We start from the raw sequence: 17,889 nt of genomic DNA, 5'->3' as shown, positions 1-17,889 counted from the left end.
ACCCCGCTTGTTTTTCAGTGTAATGGAGGCTATCGGATGTATCCGGTAGCCTCGGAAAAAAGAAAAGCACTTTGATCGGAATTGCTCATTCGACGTTATTATGTCATCATATCATGAGCGAATTTGTCACGATATCGCCCCGTTGACTTAAAAAGCCTCCGTCATGTTGAAGTAAAACAAGTTCTGTTTGTTGATAGGGTTTCGGCCGAAATCAAGGCGCACGTTCATGCGGGGTTGAACTTCGATACGCAACCCTGCTCCGAAGTTAGGCAGGACGCCTCTATCTTGCCGGGAGTCGGTCCCATGAAACCGCAGCCGGCCCATCCCACATAGCCGATGTGGCTGAGTATCTTCTTGAATCGATTTCCTTTGTCGGTGTTGATCATCTGCCGGTATTCCGCCATCAGGACGTGGGAGGACTTGTCGCGGTATTGCCCCATGTAGTAACCCCGGAGGTCGAAAGGGGTTCCGCTGAGACTATATTTGGTCAGGGGGACATCGCCGAACACATTTTTGGTTTGCACGGTCCATGCCAGTACCCGTCGTTTTCCGAGCGTCTGGTATTGGCGGTAGTCGATCTCCATCCGGTAAAAACGGTTGTCGCTTCCGAACCATTTCTGGTACATCATGCCGCGGAAGTCGAGATAAGTACCTGATAGGCGTTGGCGGGGACATCGCGCGTGTCGTACGTCAGCAGAAAGCCGAGCCCGGAGCTGAATGAGTTGTAGCCGTTAGCCGTTCCACCGGCGCCGACGTAGGAGGATTGTGTGGCCATTCCTTCGGCCGGCTTGCTTATTTTGTCGTAGTTGATGTCTATCTGCGGACCGGAAAAGAAGTTACTTTTACCCAGCCGGAACAGGAACCAGGGATTGACCTGTATGCCACTGTAACGGTACTCGCTGGTCTCTTCGCCACGGGGGTAGTTCTTATTGGTGGAATAGCCGATGCCGTAGAAGTTCTCGAGCGTGTTCTTGTATGCAAACACGCCAAAGATACGGAAACGGTCGCCTGCAAAGAACAATTGAGGCTTGGTGAACAAGTTGAGTCCGCCTTCGAACATGAATGCGGCAGCCGTGGGGACGACCGAGCGTTGCTGGGTGGTGTCACTGGGATTCATGCGGAACGTAATCAATGCGCTACCGCCTATCAGGAATCCGAAGTCAGGGCTGTAACTAGGCCCTCCCAGTATGTTGTAGTGCAGGTTGCGTTGGGCTACGCGTTGCTTGCGTAACTCACGTTTGGACAGGCCAGGCAGGCTGTCGGTCGGCATACGGACTGTTGTGGTTTTTACACTTCCCTCTATTTCCCCTTTATTTACTGTAGTTAAGTCGTTTTGTGCCCTTAAACAGCCAATGAAACAGGTCATTAGCCAAGCACTCAGTATATATCTTTTCATATTTCTTCTGAATGAGCTGACAAAGAAAACCCTTTTATTCCAATTAGTTTCAACCTTGCTTGATAATATTTCTAAAAAAGAATTGTATTTTTGCAAAAGGCTATCTGTTTCTTGCAAATAGCTGTCGGAATACCGGACGGAAACAGGGAGCTGTTCGTCCAACTTATATAAAGTATTACCTATTAATATATAATGTGTAAAATGAATAGACAATTTTTATCGGCATTGGCTTTTAGTGCACTTGTTTTTTCGGCACAGGCACAGGACACAAAAGGAGGCATCAGCGAGGGGATGCTGCAACAACTCAAGGAAAGTTACCAGGGAACGCCCAGCGATCAGGCGTTGCGTAATGCGATCAGTGGCAACGACATTCGGAAGCTGGCACTGAATCTGGACAATCTCAAAGGCATGGATACCCATTTCTCCATCAAGGTGAAATCGAAGGGTGTGTCCGATCAGAAGTCGTCGGGACGCTGCTGGCTCTTCACAGGGATGAACGTGATGCGTGCCAAGGCGATCGGCAAGTATGATTTGGGATCGTTCGAATATTCGCAGGCGTACTCTTTCTTCTACGACCAACTGGAGAAGGCGAACCTTTTCTTACAGGGGGTGATCGATACGGGCAAGAAACCGATGGACGATCAGATGGTGGACTGGCTCTTCCGTCATCCGTTGAGCGATGGAGGAACATTCACCGGGGTGGTCGATATTGTCAGCAAATACGGCTTGGTTCCGAAAGATGTGATGCCGGAAACCAACAGCAGCGATAATACGGCTCGCATGGCGAATCTGCTGGGGCTGAAACTACGTGAACAGGGTTTGCAGCTTCGCGATATGGTGGCCAAGGGAGCGAAACCGGCTGCAATCGAGAAAAGCAAAACTGAAATGCTGGGTGTGATTTACCGTATGTTGGTGCTTAACTTGGGTGTACCGCCGACCGAGTTTGAATGGACACAGTACAACCCGAAAGGAGGTGGTGGAAACGGCTACGTATACGCCGATGAGCTTCCTGAAAAAGTTCGGTGACGAAAGTCTGCTGAACAGTTACGTGATGTTGATGAACGATCCGAGCCGCGAATATTACAAATCGTATGAGATCGACTTCGACCGTCACCGCTACGATGGAAACAACTGGCTATACGTCAACCTACCCATTGAAGATATCAAAGAGATGGCAATCGCTTCGTTGAAAGATAGCACGATGATGTATTTCTCTTGCGACGTAGGTAAATCGCTCAACACGGATCGCGGACTGCTCGACCTGAAGAATTACGATTACGAATCGCTTATGGGAACATCGTTTGGCATGGATAAGAAACAACGGATTCAGACTTTTGCCAGTGGTTCCAGTCACGCTATGACGCTGATGGCGGTGGACCTGAATAAAGGGGGAACGCCTACCAAGTGGATGGTGGAGAATAGTTGGGGAGCTACTTCGGGCTATCAGGGGCATCTCATTATGACCGACGAGTGGTTTAACGAGTATATGTTCCGTCTGGTCGTTGAGAAGAAATATGCTACCGCCAAGGCACTCGAAGTACTCAAGCAGAAGCCTATCCGCTTACCTGCATGGGACCCCATGTTTGCCGGAGAGGAATAACAACGGGTAAACGGCTTCATCATCATTTTGGGGTGATCGCAAAGTAAACGCTGTAACTCGCAAATAAATAACGGGCAAGAGGTCGGAAGCTTTTTGCCCGTTTCATTTTGGGGGTAGAGCGGAATAGGTTGTTGTATTACTCAATCGAACCTCTTATTTACATTACTCTAAGCATCCCGTTATCTCATCTGACGGCAGCGAGCGTCCCAACTTAAAAAGTCAGTTGGATCGCTTTTTAAAAGTGATCGACAAGGCTTGACTGCCCTGTTAAAGAGTATCAGTCTTACTTTTTTATCACCCGGATCAGTCGTTCTGCTAGCTCATACTTTAACCGGAAACTGACTAAAAACCTCAAAATAAACGGAAAGGTATTGCATTTTATTTTGCATTTCCTCTCTTTTTTCTGCCCGTTTCTAGTATTATTTATTATTTTTGCGATAAGACTGTGAAACCATATATTTAATATAGCATGCTAAATGTAATAAAGTTGCGTAAAGGGCTCGACATAAATCTGAAAGGAAAAGCAGCCGGGACGTATACAGCTATGAAAAGCCCGGGATTCTATGCGCTTGTACCCGACGACTTTCCGGGCATTACTCCGAAAGTGGTTGTGAAAGAACAAGAGTACGTGATGGCAGGAGGTCCCTTGTTTGTCGACAAAAATCATCCCGAGCTAAAGTTCGTTTCACCGGTAAGCGGTGTGGTGACAAGTGTCGAGCGGGGAAGCCGACGGAAAGTGCTTAACATCATTGTTGAAGAAGCTACCGAACAAGACTACGAAGAGTTCGGCAAGAAGGACGTCTCGTCTATGGATGCCGATTCAGTGAGAACCAGCTTGCTAGATGCCGGACTTTTTGCATTTATCAGGCAACGGCCTTACGATATCATAGCCAATCCCACCAATCTCCGAAAGCGATTTTCATTTCAGCCTTCGACAGCCATCCGCTGGCTCCCGATTTCGAGTTTGCCTTGAAAGGTGAAGAGGCGAATTTCCAAACCGGACTGGACGCATTGGCGAAGATCGCGAACGTATATCTCAACATACACATCAAACAACGGAACAGTCAGTTGGCAGCGATGCGGAATGTGACTCTTACTGCATTCGACGGTCCCCATCCGGCAGGAAATGTGGGCGTACAGATCAATCACATCGATCCCGTGGTGAAAGGTGAAACGGTCTGGACACTCGATCCGCAGGCCGTTCTCTTCATCGGACGCCTGTTCAACACGGGGCGAGTGGATTTCACCCGAACCGTAGCTGTGACAGGTTCCGAGGTATTGCATCCGGCTTATTGCAAGCTACAAGTGGGAGCTTTGCTGACGTCAGTCTTTGCCGGGAATGTTACCCGCGGCAAGGAACTTCGGTATATCAGTGGCAACCCCCTTACCGGCAAACAGGTTTCCCCAAACGGATTCCTCGGAGCCTTCCACAATCAGCTGACCGTCATTCCCGAAGGAGATGACATTCACGAGATGTTGGGGTGGATCATGCCACGCTTCAAGCAGTTCAGTGCCAATCGTTCGTATTTCAGCTGGCTGATGGGGAAGAAAGAATATACGCTCGACGCACGTGTCAAAGGTGGAGAGCGTCACATGATCATGTCCGGCGAATACGATAAAGTGTTCCCGATGGACATTCTGCCCGAGTTTCTGATTAAAGCGATCATTGCCGGCGACATCGACCGCATGGAAGCTTGGGGATATACGAAGTGGCTCCCGAGGACTTCGCCCTTTGCGAATTTGTCTGCTCCTCGAAGATGGAGTTGCAGCACATTGTCCGTGCCGGGCTTGACAGGCTTCGCGTTGAGATGGCATAACCTTATAAGTACTAATTGATAACTCTTAGATAGTAATGAAAGCGTTAAGAAAATACCTGGATAAGATCAAACCGAACTTTGAAGAAGGAGGCAGGTTTCACGCCTTCCATTCGGTATTCGACGGGCTGGAGACTTTTCTGTTTGTACCCGGCAAGACGGCGAAAACGGGTACTCATATACACGATTCGATCGACAGTAACGAATCATGTCGATTGTCGTAATCGCCCTGATGCCCGCTCTGCTGTTTGGAATGTACAACGTCGGTTACCAGCACTTCTTACATACTGGTGTGCAGGGAACTTTTGTCGAACTGTTCGCGTACGGCTTTCTGGCCGTATTGCCCAAGGTTATAGTCTCCTACGTGGTAGGGTTGGGCATCGAATTTGTGATTGCCCAATGGAAAAAGGAAGAGATACAGGAAGGCTTTTTGGTTTCCGGGATGCTTATTCCCCTGATCGTTCCGGTGGATTGTCCGTTGTGGATCATTGCCGTAGCCACCGCATTTGCTGTGGTGTTTGCCAAAGAAGTGTTTGGCGGAACAGGGATGAATATATTCAACGTGGCTTTAATTACCCGTGCCTTCCTCTTCTTCGCCTATCCAACCAAGATGTCCGGTGATGCCGTATGGGTGTCGGGTGACAGTATGTTTGGTTTAGGGAAAGCAGTCGACGGACTGACGGTGGCTACTCCACTCGGAGAAGCGGCTACAACCGGTGTAGTTCCGGCTTTCCATATGGATATGGTGACCGGATTTATCCCCGGCTCCATTGGCGAAACAAGTGTAATTGCGATCCTGATCGGAGCGGTGATCCTGTTGTGGACAGGTATTGCCAGTTGGAAAACAATGCTGTCTGTCTTTGTCGGTGGTGCGTTGATGGCTTGGATATTCAACCTCGTCAGCATCGAACATAACGCCATGTCGCAGATGCCGTGGTACGAACATCTGGTGCTAGGCGGTTTCTGTTTCGGAGCCGTGTTCATGGCAACCGACCCGGTCACTTCCGCCCGTACGGAGACCGGAAAGTACATCTTCGGCTTCCTCATCGGTGTGATGACAATTGTAATTCGTGTGCTCAATCCGGGATATCCGGAGGGCATGATGCTCGCCATTCTGCTGATGAATATCTTTGCTCCGCTGATCGACTACTGTGTGATGCAGAGCAATATCAGTCGCCGGGAGAAACGGGCTATAAAATCTAACCCTTAAAACCGAAAGAGATGAATACAAATAGTAATACCTATACTATTATTTATGCTTCGGTAATGGTTGTTATCGTTGCATTCCTACTGGCCTTTGTCAGTTCCGCGCTGAAAGATACGCAGGACAAGAACGTGCAGTTGGACACCAAGAAACAGATTCTCGCTGCGTTGAACGTCCGGAAAGTGACGGATGTCGAAGCGGCCTATAATACGTATGTCAAGGCGGATATGCTGATGAACGAGGACGGTTCGCTGACTGAAAACACAGGAGCTTTTGCCATGAACTACGAAAAAGAGGTGAAGGAATACCAACGCCTGCATGTGTTTGTCTGTGAAGTAGACGGTCAGCGGAAATATGTGATGCCTGTCTATGGAACCGGTCTATGGGGAGGCCTTTGGGGCTATGTGGCACTGAATGACGACAAAGATACGGTGTTCGGGGTTTACTTCTCGCATGCCAGTGAAACGCCGGGTTTAGGTGCCGAGATTGCCCTGGAAGGATTCCAACGTGAGTTCATGGGCAAGAAGACCTTGGACAATGGGGCAGTGGCTCTGAGTGTGGTTAAGCATGGGAAAGTAGAGAAGCCGGGCTATCAGGTAGATGGAATCTCCGGTGGTACAATTACTTCGGTAGGAGTGGATGCCATGTTGAAGTCTTGTCTGGGCAACTACATTCGCTTTTTAACAATCAAATAAGGAGGAAGACTAGCTATGGGACAATTGTTTTCTAAAAAGAATAAAGAAGTATTCGCCGCTCCGTTGGGAATGGATAATCCGGTAACCGTTCAGGTACTGGGCATCTGTTCGGCACTGGCGGTGACGGCTAAGCTGGAGCCTGCGATTGTGATGGGGCTTTCGGTGACGGTGATCACAGCCTTTTCGAACGTGGTTATCTCACTGCTGCGCAAAACCATTCCGAATCGCATCCGCATCATTGTGCAATTAGTTGTGGTTGCCGCTCTGGTGACGATTGTGAGTGAGTTCCTGAAGGCTTTCGCTTATGACGTCAGCGCGCAGCTCTCCGTATATGTGGGACTGATTATCACCAACTGCATCCTGATGGGACGTCTGGAGGCCTTTGCCATGCAGAACGGGCCGTGGGAATCTTTCCTCGATGGCTTAGGAAATGGCTGGGGTACGCCAAAATTCTGGTGATTGTAGCATTCTTCCGCGAGCTACTAGGCTCAGGTACATTGCTCGGCATCAACATCCTGAACTACGAACCGGTGCAAGGAGTGGGTTATATCAACAACGGACTGATGCTAATGCCTCCGATGGCGTTGATTCTCGTAGCGTGCATCATCTGGTATCAACGGGCACGCCATAAAGGTTTGCAAGAAGAGAAATAAATAGAGATATTAATGTGTACTGAACCTCGGAACACGGCGTTTGCTTGAGTTAGACAGCTACTCGTTTTCCGAAGCCAGGTATTCAAAGTTACCAAATAATTATGGAACATTTAGTAAGTTTATTCGTTCGCTCCATCTTTGTGGACAACATGATATTCGCCTTCTTCCTGGGTATGTGTTCGTACCTGGCTGTGTCGAAGAATGTGAAAACAGCCGTAGGACTGGGTATCGCCGTTACGTTTGTACTCGTGGTGACGCTGCCTATTAACTACCTGCTGCAAACCAAAGTACTGGCAGCCGACGCGATCATTGAAGGAGTCGATCTGAGTTTTCTGGGCTTCATTCTTTTCATTGCCGTTATTGCCGGTATCACTCAGCTGGTTGAAATGGTGATCGAACGTTTCAGTCCGGCACTGTATGCTTCGTTAGGCATCTTCCTGCCACTGATCGCTGTAAACTGTGCCATCATGGGAGGTTCGCTGTTTATGCAGCAACGTATCAATCTGGGCGAGAGCGATCCGAGGTATATCGGTGATGTCTGGGATTCGGTATCCTATGCGTTGGGTTCGGGCGTTGGTTGGCTGTTGGCGATTGTCGGACTAGCCGCTATCCGTGAGAAGATGGCTTACTCCAATGTGCCTGCTCCCCTCAGAGGTTTGGGGATCACGTTTATCACAGTCGGCCTGATGGCTATTGCGTTTATGTGCTTCTCGGGGTTAAACATTTAAAAGGAAAGGAATCAGACGATGGATATGACTTTAATATGGACAAGCGTTGGTGTATTCCTGATCGTGATCTTGTTGCTCGTTATCATTCTCTTGGTTGCGAAGAACTACCTGGTACCCTCGGGGGATGTGAAAGTCACGATTAATGGCGAAAGAGAACTAGATGCTTCTTCCGGTTCTACGTTACTCAACACGCTCTCGGTGAATGGAGTGTTTTTATCCTCCGCTTGCGGTGGAAAAGGCTCTTGCGGGCAATGTAAATGTCAGATTACGCTAGGAGGGGGTGAGCTACTACCTACGGAGGTTCCGCATTTCAGCCGCAAACAGATACAGAACCACTGGCGTTTGGGCTGTCAGGTGAAAGTGAAGAGTGATATGGCTATCACTGTACCCGAAAGTGTGTTAGGGGTAAAAGAGTGGGAGTGCGAGGTCGTTTCCAATAAGAACGTGGCTACTTTTATCAAAGAACTTATCGTAACCCTTCCGGCGGGTGAACACATGGATTTTATTCCGGGTTCGTATGCGCAGATCAAGATACCGCCCTATGCAATGGATTATAATAAGGATATAGACAAAAGCCTGATCGGGGATGCGTATCTTCCGGCATGGGAGAATTTCGGATTGTTCGGGCTGAAGTGTACCAACACGGAGGAAACGGTCCGAGCCTATTCCATGGCGAACTATCCCGCTGAGGGTGACCGCATGATGCTGACAGTACGTATCGCTACCCCGCCATTCAAGCCGAAAGAGCAAGGCCCCGGATTTGTGGACGTGATGCCCGGCATTGCCTCTTCGTACATCTTCACCCTGAAACCGGGCGATAAGGTGAGCATGAGCGGACCCTATGGTGAGTTTCATCCCATCTACGATTCCAAACGTGAAATGATGTGGATCGGTGGAGGGGCAGGTATGGCTCCGTTACGTGCACAGGTTATGCATCTGCTGAAGACCCTGCATACTACCGACCGCAAAATGAGTTACTTCTATGGAGCCCGTGCCTTGAACGAGGTTTTCTATCTGGACGACTTTTTGAAACTGGAGAAGGAGTTCCCGAACTTTACGTTCCATCTGGCTCTTGACCGTCCCGATCCGGCAGCTGATGCGGCGGGTGTGAAGTATACACCGGGTTTTGTGCACCAGGTAATTCTGGAAACCTACCTGAAAGACCATGAGGCTCCCGAAGATGTTGAATACTATATGTGTGGTCCCGGCCCGATGTCGAAAGCGGTCGAAAAGATGCTCGACGATCTGGGTGTACCGCTTGAGAACCTGATGTTCGACGACTTCGGGTAATAAAACACAATTCTTTTGGTTTGGGCGGTGGTTGATGTCAGTCAGTTACCGCCTTTTTTCGTATCTTTGCCCCATGATACAAAAAAATGAAATCATACAGGCAGCTCTCCGCAATCTAAAGATCGAAGAGCTGAACCCTATGCAGGAAGCCGCAATCGAACAGGGAACAGGCAGGAAAGACGTAATTCTCTTGTCGCCCACAGGTTCGGGAAAGACATTGGCCTACCTGCTTCCGTTGTTGCTTACGCTAAAACCCGATACGAAAGATGTTCAAGTACTGATCCTGGTTCCCTCGCGTGAACTGGCGTTACAGATCGACAGTGTGTTCAAAGGAATGGGCACGGTGTGGAAAGCTTGCTGCTGTTATGGCGGTCACCCCATTGCCGAGGAAAAGAAAAGTATTGTGGGCAATAGTCCGGCGGTCATCATTGGTACTCCGGGACGTATTACCGACCATTTGTCGAAAGGGAATTTCAATCCCGAAACGATTCATACGTTAATTATCGATGAGTTCGATAAATCACTCGAGTACGGCTTTCACGACGAGATGGCGGAGATAATCACGCAACTTCCCGGACTGAACAAACGGGTGCTTCTTTCGGCTACCGATGCGGAAGAGATCCCTCTTTTCACCGGATTGAACCGGACTGTGAAGCTTGACTTTCTGCCGGAAACAGTCGAGGAACAGACGTCCCGCTTGCGATTGATGCAGGTTATTTCTCCATCCAAGGATAAGATCGATACACTCTACAACCTCCTTTGTACGTTGGGAAGCAGTTCCAGCATTGTGTTCTGCAACCACCGCGATTCAGTGGACAGGGTACACCAGTTGCTTGCCGGTAAGAAGCTCGTTGCCGAACGCTTCCACGGAGGTATGGAACAGCCCGACCGCGAACGTGCGCTGTACAAGTTCCGCAACGGAAGCTGTCACATACTAATCTCTACCGATTTGGCTGCTCGCGGACTCGACATCCCCGAAATCGAACACATCATCCATTACCACCTGCCGGTCAATGAGGAGGCGTTTACGCACCGGAATGGGCGTACTGCCCGTTGGGATGCGAAAGGTACATCCTACCTGATTTTGCACGCGGAAGAGAGGTTGCCGGATTATATTCCCGAAGAGGTTGAAACGCTTACGTTACCGGAGAATCCTTCGCGTCCTCCCAAGTCGGTTTGGACTACTATATATATAGGTAAAGGAAAAAAGGAGAAACTGAGCCGGATGGATATTGCCGGATTCCTTTATAAGAAAGGCAATCTGGGTAAAGAAGATGTAGGGGCTATCGATGTCAAAGAGCATTATTCTTTTGTTGCTATCCGCCGGGTTAAGGTGAATCAATTGTTAACGCTGATCCGCGGCGAGAAGATAAAAGGGATGAAAACCGTTATCGAGGAAGCAAAATAAGGACAAAACCTCGTTGAATGGAGCATGCTTGCAAGAGGCTTATTGTCTGAGATTTTCTATTTCAGGCTTCTTATTCGGGTTCATTTTAGATGTCGTGAATTTGCCTATTTCCCGGGTTCTTGCTATGTATAGATAACAATTTGGTGTATATATCCTGCATAAACAAATAAAAAGTAAGGTAAGTCAGCCTTTGAACGGTATTTTTATAAGGAAAGATTTGTCCGCCGGAAATTAATTCGTAAATTCGCAGGGTCAAAAGACATAAACTAACGAAATTGTTAAACCCAAAACAAACTTCAAATGAAAAAGCATAATTTCAATGCAGGACCTTCAATTCTTCCGAGAGAGGTAATAGAGGATACAGCGAAGGCTATTTTAGATTTCAACGGCTCCGGACTTTCTCTAATGGAAATCAGCCACCGTGCTAAAGATTTTCAACCGGTGGTTGACGAAGCTGAGGCATTATTCAAGGAACTTCTTAACATTCCCGAAGGCTATTCGGTACTGTTCCTTGGCGGAGGTGCCAGTCTGGAGTTCTGTATGGTACCCTATAACTTCCTTGAAAAGAAAGCTGCTTACCTTAACACAGGTACATGGGCAAAGAAAGCCATGAAAGAAGCTAAAGGTCTTGGTGAAGTTGTAGAAGTTGCCTCTTCGGCCGATGCTAATTTCTCATTTATTCCCAAAGATTACACGGTGCCTGCTGATGCTGATTATTTTCACATAACCACAAACAACACGATTTTCGGTACGGAACTTAAAGAAGATCTTAACTCACCGGTTCCTATGGTTGCCGATATGTCTTCAGACATCTTCTCACGTCCGATCGATGTGTCCAAATACATCTGTATCTATGGCGGTGCACAGAAAAATCTGGCTCCTGCCGGCGTGACATTCGTAATCGTAAAGAATGACGCTTTAGGCAAAATGTCCCGCTATATTCCTACGATGTTGAACTACCAGACTCATGTGGAAAGTGGTTCCATGTTCAACACTCCTCCGGTAGTACCTATCTATTCGGCCCTGCTTACGCTACGCTGGATCAAGGCACAAGGCGGTGTGAAAGCGATGGAAAGTCGTGCGATTGAAAAAGCTGACCTGCTTTATGCAGAGATCGACCGTAACAAGCTATTTGTCGGAACAGCTGCGAAAGAAGACCGTTCACGTATGAACATCTGCTTCGTAATGGCGCCCGAATACAAAGAATTGGAAGCTGACTTCCTGAAGTTCGCTACCGAAAAAGGTATGATAGGCATCAAGGGACACCGCTCAGTAGGTGGCTTCCGCGCTTCTTGCTACAACGCATTACCCAAAGAAAGTGTACAGGCGTTGATCGACTGTATGCAGGAATTTGAGAAACTTCATTAATAGGTCTTTCTCTCGTCCCCGCTCCCGAGGAGAGGAGACGAGAGGCTACCTTACTGATCAATAAATTATAAACTAAAACCGAACCTGTCTTTTTCCTTGTCTCTTGAGGGAGAGGGTTGGAGGAAGGTTCCTGTAAGTTACTATGAAAGTACTTATCGCTACTGACAAACCGTTCGCTAAAGTTGCTGTGGACGGTATTCGTAAGGAAGTTGAAGCAGCCGGTTATGAGCTTGCTTTACTTGAGAAATACACAGAGAAAGCACAATTGCTGGATGCTGTGAAAGATGCTAATGCGATCATTATCCGCAGTGATATTATTGATGCTGAGGTGCTTGATGCTGCTAAAGAATTGAAGATTGTAGTTCGTGCCGGTGCAGGATATGACAATGTAGATCTGGATGCTGCAACTGCGCACAACGTTTGTGTGATGAACACGCCGGGGCAAAACTCGAATGCTGTAGCCGAATTGGCCTTAGGTATGATGGTGTATGCTGTGCGTAACTTCTACAACGGAACTTCCGGCACAGAGTTGATGGGTAAGAAACTAGGTATTCATGCGTATGGTAACGTGGGCCGTAACGTGGCTCGTGTAGCTAAAGGCTTCGGTATGGAAGTATACGCCTACGATGCTTTCTGTCCCAAAGAAGTGATTGAGAAAGATGGAGTAACCGCTTTAGATTCTGCTGAAGAACTCTACAAGGCTTGTCAGTTTATCTCTCTCCACATTCCGGCAACTGCTGAAACAAAGAACTCGATCAATTACGCTTTGCTGAAAAACATGCCTAAAGGTGCGTTGTTGGTAAACACTGCCCGTAAAGAGGTGATCGATGAGGCTGGTTTGGCGCTGTTGATGGAAGAACGTGCCGACTTCAAATACGTGACTGATATTATGCCTGCCGCTCATGCAGAATTTGCTGAGAAGTTTGCAGGACGTTATTTCTCCACTCCGAAAAAGATGGGTGCCCAGACTGCTGAGCTAACATCAATGCCGGTATTGCTGCTGCCAAGCAGATTGTCGGCTTCCTGAAAGACGGTTGCGAGAAATACAAAGTAAACAAATAATATAAAGGAGCCTCTCCCCATCTCTTTCCTTCGACGGGGAGGGATGGGGAGAGGTTCCTTTTTAAAATAATAATACTATGGCAATAATTAAACCATTCAAAGGTATCCGTCCTCCGCAAGAACTCGTGGAGCAGGTTGCTTCCCGCCCCTACGACGTATTGAACTCCCAAGAAGCACGTGAAGAAGCTGCTGGTAATGAGAAATCATTGTATCGCATCATCAAGCCTGAAATCGACTTTCCGGTCGGTACAGACGAACATGATGAGCGTGTTTATGCCAAGGCTGCTGAGAATTTCCGTATGTTTCAGGACAAAGGATGGCTGGTGCAGGATGGCAAAGAGAACTACTACATCTATGCGCAAACCATGAACGGAAAAACGCAGTACGGACTGGTTGTGGGAGCTTATGTGCCCGACTACCTGAATGGCAGCATTAAGAAGCATGAGTTGACCCGTCGTGACAAGGAAGAAGATCGCATGAAGCATGTCCGTGTGAACAATGCCAATATCGAACCGGTATTCTTCGCTTATCCCGATAGTGCAGTGTTGGATGTCATTGTGAAGAAGTACACGCTGAATCTCCGGTTTATGACTTTATTGCTCCCGGTGACGGTTTCGGACACACCTTCTGGATTGTCGATCAGCAAGCCGATATTGCCACGATTACAGCTGAGTTTGCCAAAATGCCGGCTCTCTATATTGCGGACGGACATCACCGTTCTGCGGCTGCCGCATTGGTTGGTGCCGAGAAAGCCAAGCAAAACCCGAATCATCAAGGCAACGAAGAGTATAACTACTTCATGGCTGTATGTTTCCCTGCCAACCAGCTGACAATCATCGACTACAACCGAGTGGTGAAAGATTTGAATGGGCTGACTGCTGCCGAGTTCCTGACTGCTTTGCAAACGAATTTCATCGTAGAAGAGAAAGGCACGGACATCTATAAACCGGCTGAATTGCATAACTTCTCACTCTATCTTGACGGGAAGTGGTACAGCCTTACTGCCAAACCGGGAACATACGATGATAATGATCCGATCGGTGTACTTGATGTTACGATCTCGTCCAATCTGATTTTGGATGAAATGTTGGGCATCAAAGATCTACGTTCCGATAATCGCGTGGATTTCGTGGGTGGTATTCGTGGTTTGGGCGAACTCAAGAAACGTGTCGATAGTGGTGAAATGAAAGCAGCTCTGGCTCTTTATCCGGTATCCATGAAGCAACTGATGGACATTGCCGATACAGGCAATATCATGCCTCCCAAAACAACTTGGTTTGAACCGAAGTTGCGTTCGGGATTGGTTATTCATAAGTTGGATTAAGATATAGCTCTCAGCTTACACCGGGCAGATAGACCCTTGCGGGGTCTCTTTCCTGCTCTATGTTTGCATACTCCTCAGGATGCTGGCATTCCACTTTTGCCAATGGAAGGAGTGCTATGTTAACCGTTTACCGGAGCTGAGTCTTTTATAGAATTGAACGGTCGGTCTGTTACAGTCATTGGGTTGACTGCATCAGACCGACCGTTTTGCTAATTGTGTAAATGGTTTAATATCATTGACTAAGTGGCTGGCTCTATTCGATAGGCTGCTCGGCATCATCGGACTAAGGCCATACTTCTACCGGATGGATGTATGGTAGCATGGATTGAGAACTCGATCTCATCGGAGTGGAACATTGGTTTTTATTGAATTGAGTACACGATTTCATCAGAGTTGACTGACGTCCGCTTTCATTGGATTAACAGCTCAACCTCATTCGATAGGATGTTTACCAGCATCGAATTGACGGTCGGCTTTCATACGATTCTCCTCTTTGTTTGCAATTCATCATATACTTGCTGTTTCTCAGTGATTGTCTTTGCTTCTTTATCAAGCCGTTTATAAACAGTTGCTTGTTTACCCTCGCTTCTTCACCCGCTTGCTATTTATAATTTATCCGCCTTCTTCGCAACCGATTGCCCGGCTCATTTCGTTCGAATGCCCTGGGCTTTTGCACAAATGCCCCGGGCTTTCCGGCAAATGCCCAGCCCTCCGTAACCAAACGCCCCCTTGTAATGATGAAATGCCGACACTTTGACAACGCACCAATCGTTTAATATTTCCAACCGATCGATTGAATTTTCTCAATAAAGCCGTATCTTTGTCACATGACCGTTGAAGATACTTATAAAACCATACTAGAACCTTCCGAAGGTATATTTACGGAAAAACGAAGTAAGTTTATAGCATTGGCTTTTCCCGTTCGTACGCTTGATGAGATCAAGACGCTGCTTGATGCGCATCAGAAAAAATATTACGATGCCCGTCATGTATGTTATGCGTATATGCTCGGAGCCGAGCGGACTAACTTCCGCGCCAATGATAATGGAGAGCCTTCCGGAACAGCCGGCAAACCGATTCTGGGACAGATCAATTCAAATGAACTGACAGATATTCTGGTCATTGTAGTCCGCTATTTTGGTGGAATCAAGCTGGGAACCGGCGGTTTGGTTGTTGCTTATAAAGCTGCTGCCGCTGAAGCTATTGCTGCTGCCACCATCATCGAAAAAACGGTTGACGAGGATGTTACCGTATTGTTCGAATACCCCTTCATGAATGATGTCATGCGAATCGTTAAAGAGGAAGAACCGGAGATTCTCGACCAGTCATACGATATGGATTGCAGCATGACGCTGCGTATCAGACGCTCGATGATGCCTAAGCTGCGGGCTCGTTTGGAGAAAGTGGAGACTGCCCGAATTCAGGAAGAAGAACCGACTGAGTTAACTGACTAGCTTTGTAGCCGTATCAATTGCCGTCATCGAAAAAAAACGGAGACGAAGATGTTGATGCATTGCCTTAACTCAAATAATCCGTTATGCGTCTTGCGATATCCACCTATTCATCGTGCCGGCATTTGCTGAGTAATTCCTTTTTGAAATGCTTCCCTCTCTTTGGATGGCACGGAATATTTATTTCTGTTAGTGAGTTTTCCCTCACGATATAAAAGCTCCCAAAGAAGCTCTATCAGCAATAATTTGACGACTTGGACTTAGCTGTTTTAATTGGTTGAACGCTTTTCATTACTGTCTTTAGAAAGTAACCCGACGGCCTGTTTTGTAGAAACAGGCGATTAGAATAAGAGGGATGTTGCAAGGAATCACCGGAATTGAGTGCTCAAGGTCAATTGTTTCACGACCAGCAGACGTCCGTTTATCGATGATTACCAAAGAAAGAAGGAGGAGAAGAAGAGACAAATAATCATGAAAAAAGAGAAGATAAATGTAAAATGTGCTACGACAACAGCTCAGTGAATAGAAAAAATGTATCTTTGCAACTATTGAGAGGTTCTTTTGTTGGATGCTGGTTGGAAGAGAGACACTCTGGAAGGGGTGGCAGACAGTCCGACAACATAAATATTTTCTCGCTTTTTGCGGAGGACTCTATGCGGAACGATTCAATGATGGGCTAGAGAATTTGGCTAGTAGCTCTTGCCGACCAGTACTTTTTAATGATTCGTGCGCGGAATAACCCGACAGATAATTGGAAGCCGGATAAGTCTTCCCGCGTGCATGGGCTGTGATATGCATGAGATTGTATACATTCAAATGTCCGAAGTTGCCTTTCCCCGGAGATGCGACTTCGATAAAATAAGAAACAGATCAAATAAACAAACGAAGCAAAGGTTGAAGATAGAGATGATTGAGAACACTGAAAAGAAAAAGCATAGACTGACGAATGTAGGTTTTATATTTCCTTCTTTACTGTTGATTTGCAGTCTGCTGGTCTCCTATACCGTACAAGCACAGGACGTTGCTCCCAACAATATTCCTGTCCCCTGGTATTCGCAGAAAATCAGCGGATGCCCTTATGCCCATTGTTCGCTTGCCTCTTCACTCATGGTATTCGATTATTTCAAGGGGATGAATGTCGATGCACAGCGTTCTTCGCAAGAAGCCGAGCAGAAGCTGATCGAGTATCAAAAGAACTATTTCTTGAAGAAACGCGCTCCTTTCAAACGGCGTACCTCTGTCGGACAAGGTGGGTATTATTCCTTTGAAATAGACTCACTCGCACGTTACTACGAAGATATGGTGAGTGCCACCCATTTCATGCAAAAAGACTATCAGGTTCTGAAAGAATATATTGATCGGGAGATTCCGGTTCTTGTCAATGTCAGGTATACCGGTGCGGTTCGTGGATTGCGTCCCGGACCCCGTGGACATTGGATGGTGCTTCGCGGAATTGATGAGAACTATGTGTGGGTGAATGATCCCGGACGCTCTCCGGAAATGAGAGACAAAGGTGAAAACATCCGTTATCCGATCAAGAAGCAAGCCGGCAACCCGTCGTATTTTGATGGTTGTTGGACAGGGCGGTTCATCATTGTGACTCCGAAGGAATGGGTACGCAATTCTCTTTTTGCTCAGGTCGGGAAGCTACCGCCTTTGGAAGAGGTTACGCAGATTCATCCGCCGGTTGTTTGTCCGACTGAACTGCCGGAAGTGCTTAGGCAATAAGGATCGACGGTCGATGCTGGGACGTAGTCTGAGACAGAAAAGCATTAGATCGGTAAAGTATGGAATGATAAAATAAGCTATCCTCATGCAAACGGAGTGGTAGCTTTTTTGAGTGAAGATAAAGAGAGTGTTGCAGTGAAGCAATCCGGGAATGAGTTTCCCGATGGT

At 47.4% G+C, this 17,889-nt stretch carries 7 protein-coding genes and 7 pseudogenes; 13 read left to right on the top strand and 1 reads right to left on the bottom strand.

Features of this window, described 5'->3' with window-relative positions:
* Positions 1-147: 147 nt before the first annotated feature.
* A pseudogene (locus tag JCM10512_RS15865) lies at positions 148-1,396 on the bottom strand (BamA/TamA family outer membrane protein).
* A gap of 201 nt (positions 1,397-1,597) precedes the next feature.
* Here JCM10512_RS15865 and JCM10512_RS15860 point away from each other — a divergent pair.
* The 13 genes and pseudogenes from JCM10512_RS15860 to JCM10512_RS15800 all read left to right on the top strand — a co-directional run bounded on the left by JCM10512_RS15860 (position 1,598) and on the right by JCM10512_RS15800 (position 17,721).
* Positions 1,598-2,996 (top strand): annotated as a pseudogene (locus JCM10512_RS15860) (C1 family peptidase).
* Between the two features lie 469 nt (positions 2,997-3,465).
* Positions 3,466-4,813 (top strand): annotated as a pseudogene (locus JCM10512_RS15855) (Na(+)-translocating NADH-quinone reductase subunit A).
* Positions 4,814-4,848: 35 nt separating this feature from the next.
* A pseudogene (locus tag JCM10512_RS15850) lies at positions 4,849-6,020 on the top strand (NADH:ubiquinone reductase (Na(+)-transporting) subunit B).
* Between the two features lie 11 nt (positions 6,021-6,031).
* Positions 6,032-6,709, top strand: coding sequence for a Na(+)-translocating NADH-quinone reductase subunit C (locus tag JCM10512_RS15845; protein ID WP_044164678.1), 678 nt, complete (start codon positions 6,032-6,034; stop codon positions 6,707-6,709).
* 15 nt (positions 6,710-6,724) lie between these two features.
* Positions 6,725-7,362: pseudogene (locus tag JCM10512_RS15840) on the top strand (NADH:ubiquinone reductase (Na(+)-transporting) subunit D).
* A gap of 101 nt (positions 7,363-7,463) precedes the next feature.
* Positions 7,464-8,090 (top strand): NADH:ubiquinone reductase (Na(+)-transporting) subunit E, encoded by a 627-nt coding sequence (gene nqrE, locus JCM10512_RS15835; protein ID WP_044164677.1) that lies wholly within the window; start codon positions 7,464-7,466, stop codon positions 8,088-8,090.
* Positions 8,091-8,114: 24 nt separating this feature from the next.
* Complete coding sequence (nqrF, locus tag JCM10512_RS15830; protein ID WP_148298435.1) at positions 8,115-9,380, top strand: NADH:ubiquinone reductase (Na(+)-transporting) subunit F; 1,266 nt, start codon at positions 8,115-8,117, stop codon at positions 9,378-9,380.
* 73 nt (positions 9,381-9,453) lie between these two features.
* On the top strand, positions 9,454-10,788 hold the full coding sequence (locus JCM10512_RS15825) for a DEAD/DEAH box helicase (protein WP_044164706.1): 1,335 nt from the start codon (positions 9,454-9,456) through the stop codon (positions 10,786-10,788).
* A gap of 300 nt (positions 10,789-11,088) precedes the next feature.
* A complete protein-coding gene (gene serC / locus JCM10512_RS15820) occupies positions 11,089-12,156 on the top strand; it encodes a 3-phosphoserine/phosphohydroxythreonine transaminase (RefSeq protein WP_044164675.1) in 1,068 nt (355 codons plus the stop codon).
* Between the two features lie 142 nt (positions 12,157-12,298).
* Positions 12,299-13,218, top strand: a pseudogene (locus JCM10512_RS15815) (NAD(P)-dependent oxidoreductase).
* A 77-nt stretch (positions 13,219-13,295) separates the two neighbouring features.
* Positions 13,296-14,542, top strand: a pseudogene (locus JCM10512_RS15810) (DUF1015 domain-containing protein).
* A gap of 827 nt (positions 14,543-15,369) precedes the next feature.
* On the top strand, positions 15,370-15,996 hold the full coding sequence (locus JCM10512_RS15805) for an IMPACT family protein (protein ID WP_044164674.1): 627 nt from the start codon (positions 15,370-15,372) through the stop codon (positions 15,994-15,996).
* 891 nt (positions 15,997-16,887) lie between these two features.
* On the top strand, positions 16,888-17,721 hold the full coding sequence (locus tag JCM10512_RS15800) for a C39 family peptidase (RefSeq protein ID WP_244437237.1): 834 nt from the start codon (positions 16,888-16,890) through the stop codon (positions 17,719-17,721).
* The last annotated feature ends 168 nt before the right edge of the window (positions 17,722-17,889 follow it).

The sequence above is a fragment of the Bacteroides reticulotermitis JCM 10512 genome, from assembly GCF_000517545.1.
Taxonomy (GTDB): Bacteria; Bacteroidota; Bacteroidia; order Bacteroidales; family Bacteroidaceae; genus Bacteroides; species Bacteroides reticulotermitis.
Note: the sequence above shows the minus strand (reverse complement) of the source record. Positions and strands in the feature narration are given on the sequence as shown.